The following is an 18,160-nucleotide window of genomic DNA, read 5'->3' on the forward strand; positions in this document are numbered from 1 at the left end:
ATTTTTTTGCTTCGAAGATGCACATAAGTTCAGTAACATTGCACAGTTTTAAAAATAAATTATTAGGAGAGATAAGCATGAAAATCGTAGCATTATTCCCAGAATCCGTAGCAGGCGAAGATAATCAATTATTAAATACTGAAAGAGCAATTGTTTGAAACCATTTTTAGAAGAAAAAGGGCACGAATTCGTTATATTAACAGACAATGAAGCTGATTTAGATAAACATTTAGCAGATATGGATATCGTTATTAGTGCGCCATTTTATTCAGCATATATGACGAAAGAACGTATTGAAAAAGCACCTAATTTAAAATTAGTAATCACTGCTGGGGTAGGTTCAGACCACGTCGATTTACAAGCGGCAAGTGAACACAATATTGGTGTTGTAGAAGTCACTGGTAGTAATACGATCAGTGTTGCAGAACACGCAGTTATGGATTTACTCATCTTATTGAGAAATTACGAAGAAGGTCATAGACAAGCTAAAGATGGCGAATGGAACTTATCAAAAGTTGGTAACCATGTGCATGAATTACAAAATAAAACAATTGGTATCTTTGGTTTCGGTAGAATTGGCCAACTTGTAGCCGAAAGATTGGCACCATTTAATGTAACAATCCAACACTATGACCCAATCAATCAAAAAGATAATGAGCATTCTACTTTTGTTAATTTTGATGAATTAGTATCAACAAGTGATGCGGTTACAATCCATGCGCCTTTAACACCTGAAACAGATAACTTATTTGATTATGATGTGTTAAGCCGTATGAAAGTTGGCAGCTATTTAATAAATACTGCACGTGGTAAAATTGTAAATACAAACGATTTAGTGGAACTCTTAAATGCGAAACATATTCAAGGTTACGCAGGTGATGTTTGGTATCCACAACCAGCACCAGCAGATCACCCATGGAGAACGATGCCTAGAAATGGTATGACAGTACATTATTCAGGTATGACCTTAGAAGCACAAGCGCGTATTGAAGAAGGCGTCAAAGATATCTTAACGCGTTTTTTCAATAACGAACCTTTCCAAAACAAAGATATTATTGTGGACGCTGGTAAAATTTCAAGTAAAAGCTATACAGCAAAATAAAAATAAAAATAAAACAAAACTGCTAAGATAATATCTAGTGAATCCTTAAAGTTGAATTTCAAACTTCAATTTCAAGGGTTTTTTAAATGGTGTGAAAGAAGTTGTAGAGTTTAAGCGTGTTAGAAAAGTTAATTTATATAACTTAGACAGTAAAATTACTTATCAAATAATAATATAACGTAGATTTAAAATATATTTATTTCAAAAAATTTTAAGAGAAATTAATTTAATATTTGAAACGCTTACATAATAGGAATATACTGTAATTAATTTTAAAGGGGATGTTAAATTTGAAAGTAAATAAGAGTTTGATTTTCATATTAGGGGCACTTGGTGGTTTGTTATATGGTTATGATAATGGGGTTATTTCAGGGGCATTGCTTTTTATCAATGATGATATTCCATTGAATAGTTTTACAGAAGGCTTAGTTGTAGCATCCATGCTTGTTGGTGCTATTATTGGTTCAGGTGGGAGTGGACCGCTGTCTGATAGGATTGGTAGAAGACGTTTAGTATTAATTATAGCCATTGTTTATATTGTCGGTTCATTAATATTGGCCGTTGCACAAAATATGCCGATGCTTGTAGTCGGTAGATTGGTTATAGGTTTAGCAGTCGGTGGCTCCATGGCAACTGTTCCGGTTTACTTATCCGAAATGGCACCTACGGCTTATCGTGGCTCGCTAGGGTCATTGAACCAATTAATGATTACAATAGGTATTTTAGCAGCATATTTAGTGAATTATGCTTTTGCAGATATGGAAGGATGGCGTTGGATGCTCGGATTAGCTGTCGTACCATCCGTTATTCTATTAATTGGTATTGCATTTATGCCTGAGAGTCCTAGATGGTTGCTAGAGCATAAAAGTGAAAAAGCTGCGCGTGACGTTATGAAAATTACGTTTAATGACGACAAAGAAATAAATACAGAAATTAAAGAAATGAAAGAAATTGCAGCCATTTCAGAATCAACGTGGTCTATCTTAAAATCACCTTGGTTAAGACCTACGTTAGTGATTGGTTGTGTATTTGCACTGTTCCAACAAATCATCGGCATTAATGCGATTATATTTTATGCGCCAACTATTTTTAGTAAAGCGGGTCTAGGTGAAGCGACATCTATTCTAGGTACTGTGGGTATAGGTACGATTAATGTACTTGTGACGATTGTCGCAGTATTTATTGCAGATAAAATTGATCGTAAAAAGCTACTTATCACAGGAAACATCGGTATGGTCATGTCACTCCTTGTAATGGCTATCCTGATTTGGACGATAGGTATTGAATCTTCGGCCGTTATTATTATCGTATGTTTATCACTATTTATTGTGTTCTTTGGCTTAACATGGGGACCTATTCTTTGGGTTATGTTACCAGAAATGTTCCCAATGCGTGCACGTGGTGCTGCTACTGGTTTAGCAACACTCGTATTGAATTTTGGAACGCTGATTGTGGCACAATTATTCCCAGTATTGAATAGTGCCCTAAGTACAGAATGGGTATTCTTAATATTTGCATTTATCGGCATCTTGGCAATGTATTTTGTAATTAAATACTTACCAGAAACACGAGGTCGTAGTTTAGAAGAGATTGAATATGACTTAAGAGAAAGAACCACGGGTGTGGATCTAGCAAAAATTAAATAAGTATCATGAAACAAGCCCAACAACACGCAATCGTTGCTGGGCTTATTTGTTGGAACATTATTTGTCTATAGATTAGATATGGCTCAAGACAACTAGCTAATAGCTACGGTATAAGAAATAAATTTAAAAAATAAACGAGATAAGTGCTAGTATAGGGAGACCGCCTTGCTTAAGCAGGATGGTTTTTTGACTTGTGATTGCACCATATAATGCTACAAGGATCATATAAATCAATATGCTAATAATAAGCTCTCTGGGGTGGTCAGAAAAAAATAAACCATATAACAATAATATTCCTAAAAGACCATTATAAACACCTTGGTTTTTCATAAGCGTTTTTAATTTGTCTTGTTGAAACACTTGCTGTTCGATTTTGAAAAGTTGACTCGTTTTTTTCGAAGTTGTTAAAAAGGTTTGCAAAACGAGAATGTATAAAAATTCTATAGCAACGAATAAAGTTAATATGAAAGACAAGGTACTCATATGGATAACTCCTTTGTGTATTAAATTGAAAATGCACTGTCTTCATGATTATATAGAAAGCGTTAAATAAAAGAAACACAGAAAAGAATAAAGTTATACTAAATAAAAGCAATGCTCCCGTTTAAAGTAAACATTTAAAAATGACAACTTGAACGGGAGTATTTTTATAGCTTTTAATAACTAAAAATTAGACGGATAATAATGTAATTTAAATAATTAATAAAAGTTTTCGATTTTTACCATAGCTTAATAAATCATTAGCTAGGACGAGGAATATCTACAAAGTCTTGTTGATTTAAAGTAACGGATTCGCCTTGCTTATACATTTTTTCTACATGAAATTCTCCCCAATAGCAAAGTGATGAAAGAATTTTACCCAGTGTTTGACCGTATTCTGAAAGTTCGTATTCAACTTTTGGAGGCACTTGATCGTAAACGATGCGATTAATAATGCCATCTTTTTCTAGTTCTCGTAATTGTTGTGTGAGCATCTTTTGAGTGATTGTTGGTATGGCACGTTTTAATGCAGACGTACGCATGCGGCCATTATTTTGTAAATGGCAGAGCATGACCGGTTTCCATTTGCCTCCAATAACATCTATTGTCGCTTCGACACCAATATTATATGTTTTACTCATTTCATTAGCTCCTTTATAGACACTAAAAAGTACCTATAGTACTTTAAAGTGCGTACTTCCTATTTTTATATGTGTGAATTATAGTAACACAATCAACAAAAAATAAGGAGCGAAAAAATTATGAGAAAAAATAAATTTGCAATCTTAGCATTAGCCATGTCTGCATTTGCTATAGGCATGACTGAATTTATAAGTGTAGGTTTATTACCATTAATCAAAGATTCATTTAATACGACGATTTCACTAGCAGGATTAACGGTTTCACTTTATGCCGTTGGTGTAACGATTGGTGCGCCATTGTTAACGCCAATGACAAATAAAATAAAACGTAAGCATTTGCTGATAGGGATCATGCTGATTTTTATTATCGCTAATACATTAGCAGCATTTTCAACGACATTCAGTATGTTACTTGCTATGCGCGTCCTTTCGGCATTAATGCATGGTGTCTTCATGTCTATCGCTACAGCCATTGCTAGTGATCTAGTGTCACCTGATAAACGTTCAAGTGCCATTGCCATGATGTTTACAGGTTTAACGGTTGCGACAATCACAGGTGTGCCACTTGGAACTTGGATAGGTCAACAATTTGGTTGGGAAGCTTCATTTATAACAATTGTGATTATTGGCTTTTTAAGTTTAGTAATTAATATCATATCTGTACCGAACGATTTAAATGAATACGAACAAGCATCTATGTTAGAACAGTTAACCGTTTTTAAAAATAAATCATTGATGATGGTATATTTAATCACTGCACTTGGTTATGGTGGCACTTTTGTTGTGTACACTTACTTAACAACACTACTGACTGATACTTTACATTATAGTGATGATGCAGTTGTTATATTGTTAGTGATTTATGGTGTGATGGTAGCCATTGGTAATACGCTTGGTGGTAAATTAACGAATAACCGTCCAATGCAAGTGTTAATCGGTATATTTTTAATTCAAGCCATTGTATTGTTAATTGTTGGTGTGACGGTATCACATCAAATTTTAGGTACAATCGCTATTTTAATTATGGGACTGTTTGCTTTTATGAATGTACCAGGTCTGCAGTTAATCGTTGTACTTTTTGCAGAACGTAAAAATAAAGCGACTACGAATTTTGCGTCTAGTTTAAATATTGCATCATTTAATATAGGTATTACTTTGGGTTCTGTCATTGGTGGTTACGTACTTAATCATTTTTCAATTACTATGACGCCTTATTTTGGTTTCGCGATGGTATTGATTGCGAGTGCAATGATGTATATGGTTTATAAAAATGAAAAATCAACAGAATTGAATATAGCGTAATGCTAAGATGCATTGATAATTCATTTTGAAAAATATTCATAAAAAATGTAAAGTTTTTAAAATTTAAATTTATATTTGAATTAATTTACTATTAAATTTAAAATTGTTGTAGAGTGATATGTTTTAAATTTAATTGAGAGAAGTGAATGTTTATGAATGTAAAAGAAAGTTTATTTGAAAAATTAGAAGCAAAAAAAGAGGAAATGGTGCAGCATCGTCGTTATTTACATCAACATCCAGAATTATCTTTTCAAGAAACGGAAACCGCTGCTTATATTCAAGATTTTTACAAAAATAAAGATGTCACAATAACACAACCCGTTGAGGGTAGTAATGCAATTATTGTTGAGATAACAGGCCAATATCCGGGTAAGACAATTGGGTTGCGTGCTGATTTTGATGCGTTACCAATTGAAGAAGAAGCGGACGTCCCATTCAAATCGTTAAACCAAGGCGTGATGCACGCATGTGGACATGACGCACATACTGCCTATTTATTAGGATTAGCGGATGCGCTGATTGACATCAAAGACCAACTTTCAGGCACAATCAAAATCATTCACCAACATGCAGAGGAAATGCCTCCAGGAGGGGCGCAACAAATCATGGCATCTGGTGCACTCAATGATGTGGATGAAATTTATGGTATTCATGTTGTGCCCGTGGCAGGACCAGAAGTGATTGGTTTCAATAAAGGCAATGCATTTGCGGGTAGTTCCACTTTCACACTAACAATCAAAGGATTGGGTGGTCATGCTGCTAGCCCGCACAAGACACATGATGCATTAGTTGCGGGAACAAACTTTGTAAATACGCTTCAAACAATCGTATCAAGACGTATTGATCCATCAGAAATGGGAGTCATAACGGTAGGAGCTTTTGAAGCGCCAGGTGGTGCGAATGTCATTCAAGATAAAGTTACAATTAAAGGGACTGCACGTTATCAAAATGATGATTTAGAACAATTTATGTATGAAGAAATTGAGAAAGTTGCTCAAAGTGTCGCTGTCGGATTTGATATCACATATGATTTGGATTACCAATTTGGATATCCTGTACTTTATAATCATCCAACACAAACCAATCATGTTGTTGATATATTATCTGCAAGTAAAGGTGATTATTTTGAACAGCTTGTAGAAATTCCTGCTGTATCGGGATCAGAGGACTTTGCATATTATTTAAAAGAGATTCCGGGTACCTTCTATATAGTTGGTTGTAAACCAGAACAGGTGACGTCACCATATATGAATCATCATCCGAAATTTGAAGTAAATGAGGATGCATTAATTGTAACAGCCAAATCGCTTGGGGAAATAGCAATTAATAGACTGACAGCTACTGATTGATTTTAATAAATAATCAGTGATTAAGAATTGTGATAAATAAAAAAGCACTTACGAAATGCATGACTGAATGCATCGTAAGTGCTTTTTTAATTATTTAATAACCATTAACCTAACACATAGACTACATTGTTCTGCGTGAAGGTTTGCTATCATCGGATAATTTGGCTGATAATATCAATGCTACAAATGAAATTGCTGCTGCAACCATAAATGTAACGTTAACACCATGGATGATACCTTCAATACCATCACTAGGGTTTGATGAAACAGACATTAATGTAATAAATAATGCTGTACCAATTGCCCCAGCCATTTGTCTAAATGTATTGTTCATTGCAGTACCATGTGCGATAAGGTGATTTGGCAATTGATTGATTGCTAAAGTTGTCATCGGCATCATTACCATAGCGAGCGACACCATACGAACGGCATTCGATGTAGCAAGATAAGTAAACGACGTGTGCGCCGTTAATACTGTAAATGGTAATGTGGATAGAACTAAAATGAGTAGTCCAATACGTGCAAGCCATTTACCTCCGAACTTATCGAATAAATAACCTGTAATTGGGTTCATGATACCCATAATAATAGCGCCAGGCAATAATACGAGACCAGACTCTAAAGCAGAGAACTGTAACATATTCTGCATATATAACGGCAAGATAATGTTAGATGCGATTAATACACCAAAGACAAACATACTTAATGCTGTACCTAAAGTGTAAATATTATAACTAAAGACTCTAAACTCAAGCATAGGTTCTTTTAGTTTCAATTGACGACGAATGAAAACAACTAATGAAACAATGCCAATGATGAGTGGTGCAATGAATTGAACACTGCCCCATCCAGCTTCGCCGACTGAACTAAAGCTGTAAAGGAGTCCACCGAAACCTAATGTAGATAGAATTACAGATGTGATATCCAGTTTTGGATGTGATGTTTCGGTAACGTTTTTCAATAGGAAAATTGAAGCAATAATTATAATTATTGCGATAGGGAACACAACGTAGAAGACACTTCTCCAAGTAAGATGTTCAACTAAAACACCTGATAATGTTGGTCCAATTGCTGGCGCAAATGCGATGACGAGTCCGAAGAGACCCATAGCAGTCCCACGTTTTTCTTTAGGGAAAGTTAGGAATAAGATTGTTTGCATAAGTGGCATCATAATACCAGCACCTGCTGCTTGTAGGACACGACCAATCAGAAGCATTGAAAAATCTACGCCCACTGCACAAAGCAATGTACCTAAAGCAAAAATACTCATTGCAGTTAAGAATAACTGCCTCGATGTATAACGTTCAATTAAAAATGCTGTAATAGGAATCATTATTCCGTTTACTAACATAAATATGGATTGTAACCATTGTACGGTACTTTCAGATACTTGAAGATCTTTCATAATTGGCGGTAAAGCCGTACCAAGTAACGTTTGGTTTAAAATAGTAATAAAGGCCCCTGATAGTAGTACGATAAATAAGGGGATTCTTTTTTCGACATGGAAAGTATCGCTTGCACTCAATTAACTCACTTCTTTCATAAAAATTAAACAGTATTATATTATAGCACTATACAAAATTTAAAACTAAAAGTTGAACTGGAAAAATTAAATTTGTAGTCAAACAGAACGAGACAGGAATGAAATAGTTTTTAAAAAGGCGGTTTAAAAGGTAGTTCTTTAGGTAAGTAATGATTGATATTTGTGTGAATAATGATTAGAAAATGCACAATAACATTTTACAACTGTATGTTAAAAATACTACATGAGATGTGAGGCAAATGTCAAAGTTATCATTCAGAGATTTTAGTTGGCACATCAGGCATGACATTACTTTTAAAATTCAGAATATTTTCAAAATTAGTTGTAGTTGTATTATAATAGGAAAGTATTCATTACTGAGTAGCCGTAATCATATTTTTTTACATGCAAAGATAATAAAATTATGATGACAATGGACTAGAATATTTAAATGAAATATTAGGAGTTTTTAATCAATATAGATATAGAACCGAAGGAGAGTTAATAGACAATGGATAAAAAAGATTTAATCGCCCCTGAGCAATATAATATTGTCAGCGAAATTGAAAAATTTGCGACTGATGCAATGAAGAAAGCAGTGATTTTTGAAGACGCGGGTGGCGAAACAAAAGAAATCACATATAAACAATTAATTAAGCACGCTAATAAAGTCGGAAATATGTTTTTAAAACATGGACTACAAAAAGGTGACAAAGTCTTGGTGATGATGCCGCGTTGCATTGAAACATATGAAATTTATCTCGCAGCATTGAAATTAGGCCTCGTTATTATTCCTAGTTCAGAAATGTTACGTACTAAAGACTTACAATATAGAATTACGCATGGCGAAGTGAAGGCCATCGTCGTAACTTCAGATAGTATAGATGAATTTAAAGCGGTAAAAGAATACGCATCGCTTACGAAATTTATTGTCGGCGGTCAAGAAGCGGATTGGTATGCTGTTGAAGATGAAAAAACAACAGTTTCAGATCAATTAAACACTGTTGAGACGTCTAGAGATGATATCGCCTTACTGTCATATACTTCTGGAACTACAGGTAATCCTAAAGCGGTTGTTCATTCACACGGTTGGGGCTATGCACATATGCAAATGGCGCCGAAACATTGGTTAAGTATTAAAGAAGATGATGTTGTTTGGGCAACTGCTGCACCAGGCTGGCAAAAATGGGTATGGAGTCCTTTCTTATCTATTATGGGTTCAGGTGCAACGGCTTTTGTTTATAACGGCAAGTTTAATGCAGAAAAATATTTAGAATTACTGCAAAATTATCAAATTAATGTACTTTGCTGTACACCAACAGAATATCGCTTGATGGCGAAGTTACCTAATCTGACTGATTATAATTTAGAACATTTGCATAGCGCAGTGTCAGCAGGAGAACCACTTAATAGAGAAGTCGTTGAAAAATTCCAAAATCGTTTCAACCTTACAGTGAGAGATGGTTATGGACAAACAGAAAGTACATTATTAATTGGGTTCTTAAAAGATACAGAAAGTCGTCCTGGTTCTATGGGCAAAGCAATTCCTGGCAGTCATGTTACAGTAATCAATGATGAAGGTGAACTTGCCGAAGTAGGTGAAGTAGGTAATATTGCAGTGCCGTTAGACTTACCTGCACTGTTCAAAGGTTACTATAAAGATCCGGAACGTACAGCGGAACCTAGAAAAGGTGAATATTATATTACAGGTGACTTAGCTAAATTAGATGCAGATGGTTACTTCTGGTTTGAGGGACGTAAAGATGATATTATCATCAGTTCTGGTTATACGATTGGGCCATTCGAAGTGGAAGATTCTCTGACAAAACACGAATATGTGAAAGAATGCGCAGTCGTTGCGAGTCCACATGAAATCAGAGGTAATATCGTCAAAGCATTCGTGATTTTACAAGATGATGTGCCAGCAACGGATGAAACGGTTAAGACATTACAAAATTATGTGAAACAAGATGTAGCACCTTATAAATATCCACGTGCTATCGAATTTGTTGAAGACTTACCTAAGACAAACTCAGGTAAAATTAGACGTATTGAATTAAGAGAAGCAGAACAAAATAAATAATCTATGATACTAAAAAATCCCTTCACTACAATTGTAGTGAGGGGATTTGATGTTTCTATGGTTAAAAATTATTGGAAGGCAGCGCCTAAGAGTGAGAAACCGATAACTACGACAAGATAAACAATAGACCAAATAATGGACGATTTCTTAGAGAAACGACTTGTTGCAAAAAACAAGATTCCTAAAACATAAGCACTGATAAGCGTTTGTAAGTCAAACACGCGAAGTATAGGATTACCCTTATCAAAGATATTTAGGCTGGTAATTGAATAATCTGTGACTGATAGTCCTGCAATCCATTGTATAAGAACAACAATGAGTGCGATGGTACTGGTAATAATCGTATAACTTAAAGTTGCAGAAAAAATAGATTTAGCACTAGCATCTGATTTCATGATTTTAGAGATAATTAAAATGATTACAAAAGTAACACCAATCGTAAGGATAGAGCCAATCACACCACTAACAACACCGATAATTTTTGCGAATTCAAGTGATTGGTCAAGCTGTTGTCCACTTAATCCAGCATCTTCGAAATTTTGTTTGAAGTCCGTAGTTAATGCAACAATCGTAGCTGATAACGCGACGATAACGATTGCAATAATAAGTTTTAAACCCCAAGTGGGTTTTTCACGTAAACTAGAAAAATGTTGCGCTAAAGGTAAATTAGATGATTCCATATGTATAGTGCCTCCTATTTATAGCGTTTTCAAAAGCATAACATGTGTCACAATATTTTAAAATACTATAATAAGTATTTTTGAATAATTAATATATAATAATAAAGATGAAAAAGAAAATATAGGACTATAGTAAAAGTGGCTTGTTATATGTGATTATAATAAATTAATTAATAAAAACATGAGATTAATTATGTTTTTTATTGTGTTATCGTGTTATGGTTTAAGTGAAGCAAGTAGTCAGTTTATTTATTCAAATCATAATTAAGGGAGCAATGGGTTGATACATTATTACAAATTATTTTGGATCAATGCACTTAATATCAAAGGTAGAGCGAGGCGTAAGGAATTTTGGTATCCTTTTTTAATGAATATCCTAATTAATATAATGCTTGAAATCATTTTTTTCTTATTACCAATTCCAGCAATAATAGAAGATACTGTTGGTTGGATTGTGTATATATTAATCCTAGTCGCTATGTTCACTGTTACAGTTAGAAGGTTTCACGATGTTGGTATGACGATGCTAATACCCATTATCATTTTTCTAATTGCGGTTATTAATGATTTTAGTGAATTTATAAATTCAGATATTCCAACACTCGATAATTCTGCATTAACAGTTATTGCTGTTATTTTTGGAGTCGTGTACATTGTGATTTTAATTGTTTCATTAGCAGTTTGTTGTACAAGCGGTCAAAAAGAAACAAATCAATATGGTGTAAACCCTAAAGCAGTTGAATAACATTTTATGATGTCGTTTGTTTCACGTAAGCATTGAAAGTGATACGAAGCATGAAACGTTAGTATCACAAAATTCAATTACTGAAAGAGGTTTTTATGATGTTCAACAACAAGAAAAAGCGTAAATGGGATAAAGAAAGTAAAGAGAGCATATTTTCTATAGACCTTTTTTGTGTATCAATTATCCTTCATCCTTTTTGTTATAAATTCTAAGTAGTTTCTTTTTTATATATCCAAAATTATCTAAAGTAACAAAATTTTCGTTTTCCAAGATTCTTGCACAGATAATATTCAATGTGTTTTCATAATTGGCAGGTAGTCGTCCTTCTAGGGGTAATGTATTTAGCCATTCATCAATGCCTTCAAAAAATTCATCTTTTTGATATACAAAATCAACAACTAAGTAATCAAAGCATTGGCAATATTTTTCCAAATAATTAATAGCTATATCAGTATCTTTTTTTATATAATATAAAGCTAATTTATGATAGCAATTAATACTTAGATGGGGATATAAATAATCTACATTAAATGCTTGATTTAAATGATAAAGTTTTGATTCTAATGATTCTATTGGAACAGTATGTAAATCATAGATAAGCATTAAAGCGAAATCATGCATATAAATCATTAAAGACTGATACATATCTGTTTGAATTACATTTTTAGCTTTTGTTTGGTTTCCATTTTGTACATAAGCTAATGTTAATGTTGCATTTTCACCAATTTTTAAATCAAAATCTGGCGTATTTTCTATAACTGCTGAGTAATCACCTTCAAACATATACATTAAAGTTTGATATCCTTGTGCATGTCTTTTTAAGTAAATAGAGTTTGAATTATCTTCTGTAATTTTGATTATTTCATGCGCTAAGGCGGTAGTTTCTTTTATTTGTGTTTCATTCTCACAATATAAAATATTATTTGCTAAAATGCCTAACAATGAATTAAGAAATTTAAATTCATCACAATAATTAAGATAATAGTCTCTAACAGAAAATAGGTATTCAGAATAACTCGTGTGATTAACCATTTTAGAAAGAGATATAGAGATCTTTTTAATTTCTTCATCTGTCATAGTGATACTATAATTAAGTAAATCATCTACTGAAATATTAAATAATTTTGCTAATTTGGGAAGTATCGTAATATCGGGATAAAGTATTTCGCTTTCCCACTTAGAAATAGTAGTTTTGGTTGTATTAAGATATTCAGACAATGCTTCTTGGGTCATACCAAGTCTTAAGCGTTCTTTTTTTATTGTTTTAGATATTTGAATCATTATTAACACCTCTCGTATTTAATGTTACTAGAAATTTTTAATAAGGTATATTGCTTATATATCAACATAAAGAAACAAAGTTTCTGCATAAGAAACTAATTTTTTATATGATAGTTAAGATAAGCAAATAAGTGATTTTTATAGAGATAATCAACACAATATAGACACCAATCTATATAGATGTTAGTCTATGTATTGTCTAGGAGGTATATAATGTCTTATAAAGTATTGTCATCTATGTTAAAAATCTTGTCAGATCCAAGTAGATTAGAAATATTAGATTTACTTTCTTGTGGTGAACTATGTGCGTGTGATTTATTAGAACACTTTCAATTTTCTCAGCCTACATTAAGTCACCATATGAAATTATTGGTAGCGAATGACTTAGTTACGACACGTAAAGTGGGCAATAAACATATGTACCAACTTAACCACACATTATTAGAATCAATTCAGCAAAATTTAAACGTGATTCACACGTCTAATCAAGAATGTGTATGTAAAAATATGAAATCAGGTGAATGTTAATGATGACTATTTTGGCAATTGTCATTTTTTTATTAACGTTAACGTTTGTTATCTGGCAACCTAAAGGATTAGATATCGGTATTACAGCACTAGTCGGTGCTATCCTTGCATTAATTACAGGGGTTGTTCGTTTTTCAGATGTGTTAGAAGTAACAGGTATTGTATGGAATGCCACATTAACATTTGTGGCGGTTATCCTTATTTCATTAATATTAGATGAAATTGGATTTTTTGAATGGTCAGCGATACATATGGTGAGGGCTTCTAAAGGTAATGGGTTGAAAATGTTTGTGTTTATTATGTTACTTGGTGCAGTGGTTGCAGCATTTTTTGCTAATGATGGCGCAGCATTAATCTTAACGCCAATTGTACTCGCTATGGTGCGAAATCTAGGTTTTAATAAAAAAGTGATATTTCCATTTATTATTGCAAGTGGATTCATCGCAGATACAACGTCATTGCCATTCATTGTAAGTAATTTAGTTAATATTGTTTCGGCAGATTATTTTGATATTGGCTTTGTTGAATACTTAAGTCGAATGATGATTCCTAATCTATTCGCGCTCGTCGCGAGTATTGTAGTGCTTTGGATATATTTCAGAAAATCAATACCTAAAACGTTTCATACAGAAAATCTCCAAACACCTAAAAATGCGATTAAAGATGAAAAATTATTTAAAATATCGTGGATTGTATTAGCAATTTTACTCGTAGGTTATCTTATAAGTGAATTTGTTCAAATACCTGTATCGATTGTCGCAGGTATGGTTGCTTTAATCTTTGTATTGTTGGCTCGCAAATCACATGCTGTACATACGAAGCAAGTTATTAAAGGCGCACCATGGAATATCGTGTTATTTTCTATTGGTATGTATTTAGTAGTATTTGGATTGAAGAATGTGGGTATTACAACCATTTTAGCTGATACTTTATCTAATATTTCAAACTATGGCCTGTTTAGTAGCGTTCTAGGCATGGGCTTTATAGCCGCATTTCTATCATCAGTCATGAATAATTTACCGACCGTACTTATTGATGCTATTGCGATTGGCCAGTCCAATGTAACAGGGATAATTAAAGAAGGTATGATCTACGCCAATGTGATTGGGTCAGATTTAGGTCCTAAAATCACACCAATCGGTTCGTTGGCAACATTGCTTTGGTTGCATGTATTGACTCAAAAAGGGGTCAAAATTTCATGGGGAACGTATTTTAAAACAGGTATTATAATTACGATTCCAGTATTATTTGTAACACTTGTCGGTTTATACCTTACGCTCATATTATTTTAAACTTTATTGCGATCTGCATTGATAGCCAGGTTTAGAATAATCAGGATTTAAAAAGACATATGATAGTCAGAACGAATAGTATAACTTGAATTTTTAACTAAATATAGAAAAATTACAATGCAACATTATCAATTATACCGTCATACGTTTTGCCCCTTGCTATTTCAAATAGCAAGGGGATTTTTCACGTATTATAAACGATTACGTTTTACTTTCCAGTATTTTTTAATATTCAATGTTTTTGATAATTGATCAGACAGCAGTAAGCCTAAGGCGATGGATCCCGCGATAAGGATAGTTCTAATAAACGTATTGTTAGCTTCAGTAAAGTTTAATGTTACCAATTGTTGCATCGCTTTATAGGCTAAACTACCAGGCACTAAAGGGATGATACCGGGAATCATAAAAATGACTACAGGAGATTTAAGGATTCGACTCATGATATGACTCATCACACCTAAAGTTAAACTGCCAAGCAAACTAGAATAGATACTATCAATTTGTAATAGGTCATTTAATATAAAACTAATAAGATATCCTGATGCACCTGCTAATCCAGCAGCAAAGAATAAATTTTTAGGCGCATCATATATTACTGCGAAAAAGTAAGAGGCAGTAAAGCTAAACAAGAATGCATAGATTAAGGTCATGATATACGCCTCCTAAAATAGTAAATAAGCAATAGAAATGCCAGATCCTATAGCGAATGCGATAACGAGCGCTTCTAAAAATTTGGCTGTAAATATTAACATGTGTCTGCTAAATAAGTCTTGAATGGCTGTGGTAATTAAGACACCTGGCACAATCGGCATAATAGAAGCAATCAAGGATGGTCCTATCGTTTGATGAATGTTGAATAGTTGACTACCTAGCAGGACAATGACGCCAATAACGAAAGATGCAACGAATTCTGGTATGAACATGGTCGTAGATTTACTTTGCATACATTCAACGATTAGAAAACCAAGTAACCCAGCAATAAATGTAATCACAATATTTTGAAAATTCCCGCCCTGTAAATATAAAAAACTGAGTGATATCACACCTGCAGCTAAACACTTCTTCCACAATTTAATACTAAGTGTCGCTTGTTCAATATGATTTAGGCGATCGAAGGCCTGGGTAATTGAAATTTGATTACTGGCTAACTGACGTGAAATAGAATTGACTTGAAATATTTTTAACAAGTTTGTGGTATTTTTGTTGATCCTGATAATGCGTGTATCATGATTTTCACTTAGGGAAAAATTGATGAAAATATTAATCACATAACCCTGACTATTATGGTAGCCCATACATTGTGCGATTCGTTTCATTGTATCTTCTATACGAGAAATCTCCGCGCCTGAAGATAATAATATTTTCCCTGCAAGTAAAATCACACGCATAGTGATTTTATCTTGAGCATGCTCCATGTTTACACCTCCAAATGCGTCATAGGTAAAGTTATCATTCGTAATACAAGAATAGTCGATAATAATAATCGGATAAATATATATTGATTATATTAAAAAAAGTTATTTGTTTCTATTATTTTATGTATTTTCCACTTATTATCAGTATGAATGAATATAGCTATTCTTGACAATGACGAATAATGATTATATATTAGTAATATTAAATAAAAATAAATATAGTCGTTGAAGGACGCGCTTTAATTGATATTACGGCTTTAGCAAGATGTTAATAGAAATATTGGCAAATTGAAAAAGTGGACGAATAAGAGTTAAAAGTTCAAATCATACGACATATTGCGTGAAGTAAAACTTTTATTGTTAAATTTAAAAACATGAAATTATATATTAGGTAGCAAAGCAAAACACTTTAGATTTAAAAAAGTGCGTTGTTATGAAGCCGGCAATGGTAATGAATCGTTCAGGGTTTATTATATATTGTCGGCTTTTTTGTGGTGTGCTACGCAACCTATCATGTAATTAAGTAGTCTGCACTACATTATATCTTACAAAGGAGAATCTGAAATGCTTACATCGTTTAATGCATCTATACTGTTAACTATCTTTTTCATCACCATTATTATTGCTGCACTGAGCGGAATTATATTTTTAAATAAACGTATTCCAGTTGCTTATGTGCGCATACATATTTGTATCGTTGCTTTACCACCGTTGCTAGCATTTATCGGACTCCTATTTACTTCAAATCAGGTTGAAGCTGGTTTGTGGTATTTAGATATTTTAGCTTGGTTAATGGCATTTTTTGTTTTATTTATTGGATTAATTATTCAACGCTATTGTATACGATATTTAGCAGGAGATAGAAGCTATCGAAAATATTTCATGTTATTTACATTGACGACAAGTTTTGCGGCAATGGCATGGTTAACTGGTGACATCCGCATAATGGTTATAAGCTGGGGTTGTACTTTAATAGGGCTAACACTTTTAATTAGTTTGACGAGTGCTTGGAGAGTTACTAGAGCCGCAGCAATTGTGACAGGTAAGTTGTTCTTCTTAGGTTGGATAGCTTTAGCAATCGCTGTTGTTTGGATCGGCTTAATAACAGGAGAATGGCATTACACTGCTATATTTACAGAGAGTAATTTAGCGCAGATCAATGCTTGGTCAAAATTTGGAATCAATATATTAATTATATTAGCGGTTATGGTACCAGCTGCACAGTGGCCATTCCAAAGATGGTTGATTGAATCTGTAGCAGCACCTACACCGGTATCAGCAATCATGCACGCGGGAATTGTTAATGCGGGTGGTATTATGCTGACACGTTTTTCACCACTATTTAATGGTGACATCGCAACGATGGTCTTACTTGTGTTTGCAAGTGTATCTGTTTTAATTGGTGCGGGTATCAGTTTAGTGCATGTTGATTATAAACGATTACTTGTTGGATCAACGATTGGTCAAATGGGCTTTATGTTAATTCAGTGTGCATTAGGTGCCTACATTCCTGCAATCATTCACTTAATATTGCACGGTTTGTTTAAAGCGACGTTATTCTTACGTTCTGGTTCAGCGGTGCGTCATTTTAACGTTCCAAGCCGAGTTAATGAACGCATGTCTTATCTATGGATTCTAATTGGTCGAGGTCTTGCAATCGCAATCGGGTTAGGCTTTTGGTTATCAGCGCCAGAACAGGGTTATCGACTAGTAAGTGGTTTGATTTTAGCATGGTCGTTATCAGTATCATGGACACAACTTGTTGCGTTTGGAGAAGGTCGATTTGGTCGCATGATGGGCTTGTTTGTACTCATTGTGGTTGGTGCAGTCTATTATATTGTACATCACTTTTTCAGTGGTGCTTTACATACAATCACATTCCATAGCGCACAACCACCAATGTTTGCAGTAGTGATAGTTGCAGTATTATTGCTATTTGGTAGTTTGATGAGTACTTGGGTAGCACGTAATCGTTCGTCAAAAGCATTCTCGATATTATACATGTGGATTGTACGCTTAGGTGATGCGAAACTTGAATCAGTAGAACGACACCCTAATTATTTGAAATCATATTTATCTAAAGGAGGGCATTAA

The 18,160-nt window shown here is 33.7% G+C and carries 15 protein-coding genes and 1 pseudogene; 9 read left to right on the forward strand and 7 right to left on the reverse strand.

Translation table 11 applies throughout. The features are described from left to right. The first annotated feature begins 77 nt into the window (after window positions 1–77). Window positions 78–1,102 (forward strand): annotated as a pseudogene (locus tag L987_RS12680) (NAD-dependent formate dehydrogenase). A gap of 290 nt (window positions 1,103–1,392) precedes the next feature. Continuing rightward, window positions 1,393–2,748 (forward strand): sugar porter family MFS transporter, encoded by a 1,356-nt coding sequence (locus L987_RS12685; protein WP_047505182.1) that lies wholly within the window; start codon window positions 1,393–1,395, stop codon window positions 2,746–2,748. A 123-nt stretch (window positions 2,749–2,871) separates the two neighbouring features. Here the strand turns inward: L987_RS12685 and L987_RS12690 are convergent, their stop codons facing one another. Continuing rightward, entirely contained in the window at window positions 2,872–3,231 is a 360-nt protein-coding gene (locus tag L987_RS12690) for a DUF1304 domain-containing protein (protein WP_047505185.1), read from the reverse strand. 257 nt (window positions 3,232–3,488) lie between these two features. Next, window positions 3,489–3,869 (reverse strand): winged helix-turn-helix transcriptional regulator, encoded by a 381-nt coding sequence (locus tag L987_RS12695; protein WP_002484325.1) that lies wholly within the window; start codon window positions 3,867–3,869, stop codon window positions 3,489–3,491. A gap of 120 nt (window positions 3,870–3,989) precedes the next feature. Between L987_RS12695 and L987_RS12700 the strand changes: the two genes are divergently transcribed. Both L987_RS12700 and L987_RS12705 read left to right on the forward strand, forming a co-directional pair. Further along, entirely contained in the window at window positions 3,990–5,171 is a 1,182-nt protein-coding gene (locus L987_RS12700; RefSeq protein WP_047505188.1) for an MFS transporter, read from the forward strand. 152 nt (window positions 5,172–5,323) lie between these two features. Then, window positions 5,324–6,520, forward strand: coding sequence for an amidohydrolase (locus L987_RS12705; RefSeq protein ID WP_047505191.1), 1,197 nt, complete (start codon window positions 5,324–5,326; stop codon window positions 6,518–6,520). A gap of 121 nt (window positions 6,521–6,641) precedes the next feature. Here L987_RS12705 and L987_RS12710 read toward each other — a convergent pair whose 3' ends face one another. Continuing rightward, a complete protein-coding gene (locus L987_RS12710; RefSeq protein WP_047505194.1) occupies window positions 6,642–8,045 on the reverse strand; it encodes an MDR family MFS transporter in 1,404 nt (467 codons plus the stop codon). Between the two features lie 508 nt (window positions 8,046–8,553). On the opposite strand from L987_RS12710, the gene mbcS reads away from it, so the two are divergent. Continuing rightward, window positions 8,554–10,125 carry an acyl-CoA synthetase MbcS gene (gene mbcS, locus L987_RS12715; RefSeq protein WP_011303980.1) on the forward strand — a complete coding sequence of 524 codons (1,572 nt, stop codon included), beginning with the start codon at window positions 8,554–8,556 and terminating at the stop codon, window positions 10,123–10,125. 68 nt (window positions 10,126–10,193) lie between these two features. Here the strand turns inward: mbcS and L987_RS12720 are convergent, their stop codons facing one another. Continuing rightward, window positions 10,194–10,805 (reverse strand): YIP1 family protein, encoded by a 612-nt coding sequence (locus L987_RS12720; protein WP_047505197.1) that lies wholly within the window; start codon window positions 10,803–10,805, stop codon window positions 10,194–10,196. 280 nt (window positions 10,806–11,085) lie between these two features. Between L987_RS12720 and L987_RS12725 the strand changes: the two genes are divergently transcribed. Continuing rightward, window positions 11,086–11,550, forward strand: coding sequence for a DUF805 domain-containing protein (locus L987_RS12725; protein WP_011303978.1), 465 nt, complete (start codon window positions 11,086–11,088; stop codon window positions 11,548–11,550). Between the two features lie 180 nt (window positions 11,551–11,730). On the opposite strand, the gene L987_RS12730 is transcribed toward L987_RS12725, so the two are convergent. Next, window positions 11,731–12,831 (reverse strand): helix-turn-helix domain-containing protein, encoded by a 1,101-nt coding sequence (locus L987_RS12730; protein ID WP_052191014.1) that lies wholly within the window; start codon window positions 12,829–12,831, stop codon window positions 11,731–11,733. Between the two features lie 213 nt (window positions 12,832–13,044). On the opposite strand from L987_RS12730, the gene L987_RS12735 reads away from it, so the two are divergent. Together L987_RS12735 and arsB are read left to right on the forward strand one after the other, a co-directional pair. Then, on the forward strand, window positions 13,045–13,359 hold the full coding sequence (locus L987_RS12735) for an ArsR/SmtB family transcription factor (protein ID WP_011303975.1): 315 nt from the start codon (window positions 13,045–13,047) through the stop codon (window positions 13,357–13,359). Then, window positions 13,359–14,651 carry an arsenite efflux transporter membrane subunit ArsB gene (arsB, locus tag L987_RS12740; RefSeq protein ID WP_164971848.1) on the forward strand — a complete coding sequence of 431 codons (1,293 nt, stop codon included), beginning with the start codon at window positions 13,359–13,361 and terminating at the stop codon, window positions 14,649–14,651. The genes L987_RS12735 and arsB overlap by 1 nt, the downstream gene beginning before the upstream one ends. A 191-nt stretch (window positions 14,652–14,842) precedes the next feature. Here arsB and L987_RS12745 read toward each other — a convergent pair whose 3' ends face one another. Then, entirely contained in the window at window positions 14,843–15,301 is a 459-nt protein-coding gene (locus L987_RS12745; RefSeq protein WP_047505200.1) for a threonine/serine exporter family protein, read from the reverse strand. A gap of 12 nt (window positions 15,302–15,313) precedes the next feature. Then, window positions 15,314–16,066: a threonine/serine exporter family protein gene (locus L987_RS12750; protein ID WP_047505203.1), complete on the reverse strand. Its 753-nt coding sequence runs from the start codon at window positions 16,064–16,066 to the stop codon at window positions 15,314–15,316. A 564-nt stretch (window positions 16,067–16,630) separates the two neighbouring features. Here L987_RS12750 and L987_RS12755 point away from each other — a divergent pair. Next, window positions 16,631–18,160, forward strand: a complete 1,530-nt coding sequence (locus tag L987_RS12755; protein ID WP_011303971.1) for an NADH dehydrogenase subunit 5 — start codon at window positions 16,631–16,633, stop codon at window positions 18,158–18,160.

The sequence above is a fragment of the Staphylococcus sp. ZWU0021 genome (assembly GCF_000798895.1).
In the GTDB taxonomy this organism is placed as follows: Bacteria; Bacillota; Bacilli; order Staphylococcales; family Staphylococcaceae; genus Staphylococcus; species Staphylococcus saprophyticus.

What these genes read in the sequence shown, in the direction of transcription:
- L987_RS12690 (WP_047505185.1), bottom strand. Translation starts at nt 3,231, where the DNA reads ATGAGTACCTTGTCTTTCATATTAACTTTATTCGTTGCTATAGAATTT.
- L987_RS12695 (WP_002484325.1), bottom strand. Translation starts at nt 3,869, where the DNA reads ATGAGTAAAACATATAATATTGGTGTCGAAGCGACAATAGATGTTATT.
- L987_RS12700 (WP_047505188.1), top strand. Translation starts at nt 3,990, where the DNA reads ATGAGAAAAAATAAATTTGCAATCTTAGCATTAGCCATGTCTGCATTT.
- L987_RS12705 (WP_047505191.1), top strand. Translation starts at nt 5,324, where the DNA reads ATGAATGTAAAAGAAAGTTTATTTGAAAAATTAGAAGCAAAAAAAGAG.
- mbcS (WP_011303980.1), top strand. Translation starts at nt 8,554, where the DNA reads ATGGATAAAAAAGATTTAATCGCCCCTGAGCAATATAATATTGTCAGC.
- L987_RS12720 (WP_047505197.1), bottom strand. Translation starts at nt 10,805, where the DNA reads ATGGAATCATCTAATTTACCTTTAGCGCAACATTTTTCTAGTTTACGT.
- L987_RS12730 (WP_052191014.1), bottom strand. Translation starts at nt 12,831, where the DNA reads ATGATTCAAATATCTAAAACAATAAAAAAAGAACGCTTAAGACTTGGT.
- L987_RS12735 (WP_011303975.1), top strand. Translation starts at nt 13,045, where the DNA reads ATGTCTTATAAAGTATTGTCATCTATGTTAAAAATCTTGTCAGATCCA.
- arsB (WP_164971848.1), top strand. Translation starts at nt 13,359, where the DNA reads ATGATGACTATTTTGGCAATTGTCATTTTTTTATTAACGTTAACGTTT.
- L987_RS12745 (WP_047505200.1), bottom strand. Translation starts at nt 15,301, where the DNA reads ATGACCTTAATCTATGCATTCTTGTTTAGCTTTACTGCCTCTTACTTT.
- L987_RS12750 (WP_047505203.1), bottom strand. Translation starts at nt 16,066, where the DNA reads ATGGAGCATGCTCAAGATAAAATCACTATGCGTGTGATTTTACTTGCA.
- L987_RS12755 (WP_011303971.1), top strand. Translation starts at nt 16,631, where the DNA reads ATGCTTACATCGTTTAATGCATCTATACTGTTAACTATCTTTTTCATC.